Here is a 2,591-nt window from a genome sequence, read left to right on the forward strand (position 1 = left end):
GGAACCAGTTCTGCTCGTCCGCCGTCACCGCGGCGGCTTTCTTGCCATTGGCCTCCTTGGCCATGTAGCGGGCGCGGGCGGCCGCTTCGGCATCATGGCTGACCTTTTCAAACCACGTGCCGCTGGTGAAGGCATTCGCCATGCGCGAGAAAAAGCCGCCAACGCTTGCATTGGTATCCTTGAGCCAGGCTTCGCGTTTCAGCGCGTCGGCTTCGGTCACTGGATCAGGATGCGCCGCAGCGACGAGATGGTTCAGAATGGCCTTGGCGAACATTGTGTTCCACATCTTCGTGTTCGGCGCTTCGGCGACCGCATCATTGGTCTTGAACAGAATGGTGGCTTCGTGGCGATTGACCCAGAGGCTTGCCTCGCCGGCCGGTGCAAAAAGGATCCGGCGCATACGCTCTGTCATCGCCGCGTCCGCAACGCCATTCTCTATGATGCGGCGCGAGACCGCTTCCAGGCAGTAGCGCGACAAGGATTCCGGTGCGCCATCCGCATAACGAAGCAGTGTCAGGATGAGATCGATCTCGCTTGCCGTCTCGATATGGCCGTCCCGGCCCGTCTGCGCCATCAGCCAGTCAGCTTCCTCATCGGTGATCCAGCCTTCCGGCGCCTCGCGCGTCAGAAGGAAATCCTTGATCGCCTCGATGAAACGCTCGACCCAGACAGGATCGCGCTCGGCGAGTTGATCGTTGAGGCGGAAAAGCGATTCAGCTTCTTGGCGGCTCACAATGCCATCGCGATAGATCTCGTTGACGATCCGGCGGGCTTCGCCCTCGGTCATTTCACCAAGATGGGCGATGCGCGCCATCAAGAGCTGCATCTCATTTTCCATCGGTTCCTCGATCGCAAGGTGTGTCATGGCCGGCACCCTTTCAGAAATCAGTTTCCAGAGGGTTATCAAAGGCGCGGCGGACTACCTCAGCGCAGGCGGATGAATTTTGAAAACAGATAGAGCAGATCGCGCGGCATGTCGGGGTTCAAAAGGGCATCAACGGTGTCATCACTGCGGATCACCATGGTGGACGAGCCACTGCCACCGTCCACGCGGTGATAGTTCATCGACCAGTCCGGAAAGGCGCGGCGGACGACAGGTTCGCCGATAATCTGCGTCACGCCGAAATGACGATCGTCCCCGAGGATCCGGTTGTAGATATACTCGACTTCCTCACGCTTGCCCTCGAGCGCCTGCATGAAGGAGCGCCCATTATGCGCGAGGAACCCTGTCACATAGCGCTCATCATTGTTGGATTGGGAGACATTGAGAATATTATCGATCTCCGCCCCGCCCAATCGCTCTGAGGCCGTGCTGACATAGACCAGCCTGTATATCTGTTGAGAGGTATCTGTCATGTCGCTGCATATGCCGCCAAGTTTCACCGGCACATTGCGATATTATGGTTTTGCGCCGCCTATTCAACACTTTACAAGCTTTGCGTGTGCGCAAGACCAGTCAGTTCGCGTGGTATCTGCGCTTGAGCCGACACGCTGCAAACCGCCCTCCAATTCTCGAAGCCGCTTCTGCGCAGGGCTTACGCGACGTTCATTGTTTCTCTCACCGATCAGACTGTGTAAGCTCGACTAAAACCAATGATCGGGGAGTGAGATGCACTACGCGGAACTGGCCAAAGCCAGAGACGAACTGACAGGTCCGGGCGGGCAGTTCGAAATTGTCAAAGAAAACATTCTCGGCAACACGATACGCACATTCAAGAATGCGCCGCCGAGCATCCGGGAGTTCTGGCTTTCGACGGCCCCTTTCGCCGAGCGTGACTACCTCGTCTATAAGGATGAGCGCATCAGCTATGCCGAGGCCCACCGCCTGACAGCGTCGATCGCAGCCTGGCTGTTCGACAGAGGCGTTGCCCCCGGCGACCGGGTGGCCATCTCCATGCGCAATTATCCCGAATGGTTGCTGATCTACTGGGCCTGCGCCTCGGTCGGTGTGACCGTTGTCGGCATGAATGCCTGGTGGACCGCCGAGGAAATGTCCTATGCGCTGAAGGACTCCTCGCCCAAAGTCCTTTTCGCGGACCAGGAACGTCTCGCCCGGGTGCACGAGCGCCCTGCCATGGTTGACGGCATCGAGCTTGTCGGCGTCCGCCTCGATGGCCCTGAGGACAATGTAATCGCCTGGTCTGACGTTGTCGTGCATGAGGCAAAGCTGCCGGATGTCACCATCGATCCTGACAGCGACGCCTGCATCTTCTACACGTCCGGCACCACAGGCTTTCCCAAGGGGGCGCAGCTGACCCATCGCGGCTGCATCGCCAATCTGATGAATCTGAGCTATGCGCGCGCTTCGGCTGGACTTGCCGTCCAGGTGGCGACCGGTGAGGTGCCGCCGGATCCGCCGCCGGTCCCGCATGGCCTTATCACCACGCCGCTGTTCCACGTCACGGCCAATAATTGCGGCGCCTATGCTGTCACCGCGGTCGGCGGCAAGATCGTGCTGATGTACAAGTGGGATGCCGGCGAAGCCTTGCGCCTCATCGAGAGCGAAAAGATCACCAGCATGAGCGGCGTGCCGGTTATGGCGCGCGAAGTGCTGAACCATCCGGACTTCAAGACAACCGACACGTCCAGTC

3 protein-coding genes are annotated in these 2,591 nt (G+C 59.1%); 1 reads left to right on the top strand and 2 read right to left on the bottom strand.

All coding sequences use genetic code 11. From position 1 onward, the window contains the following. Together WA989_RS10320 and WA989_RS10325 are read right to left on the bottom strand one after the other, a co-directional pair. Nucleotides 1–865 (bottom strand): hypothetical protein (locus WA989_RS10320; protein WP_424340412.1); only part of this gene is annotated, 865 nt, incomplete at its 3' end. A 59-nt stretch (nt 866–924) separates the two neighbouring features. After that, a complete protein-coding gene (locus WA989_RS10325) occupies nt 925–1,356 on the bottom strand; it encodes a BLUF domain-containing protein (RefSeq protein ID WP_424340413.1) in 432 nt (143 codons plus the stop codon). A gap of 253 nt (nt 1,357–1,609) precedes the next feature. Here WA989_RS10325 and WA989_RS10330 point away from each other — a divergent pair. Continuing rightward, nucleotides 1,610–2,591 (top strand): AMP-binding protein (locus tag WA989_RS10330; RefSeq protein ID WP_424340414.1); only part of this gene is annotated, 982 nt, incomplete at its 3' end.

It is taken from the genome of Henriciella sp. (genome assembly GCF_049649345.1).
GTDB lineage: Bacteria > Pseudomonadota > Alphaproteobacteria > Caulobacterales > Hyphomonadaceae > Henriciella.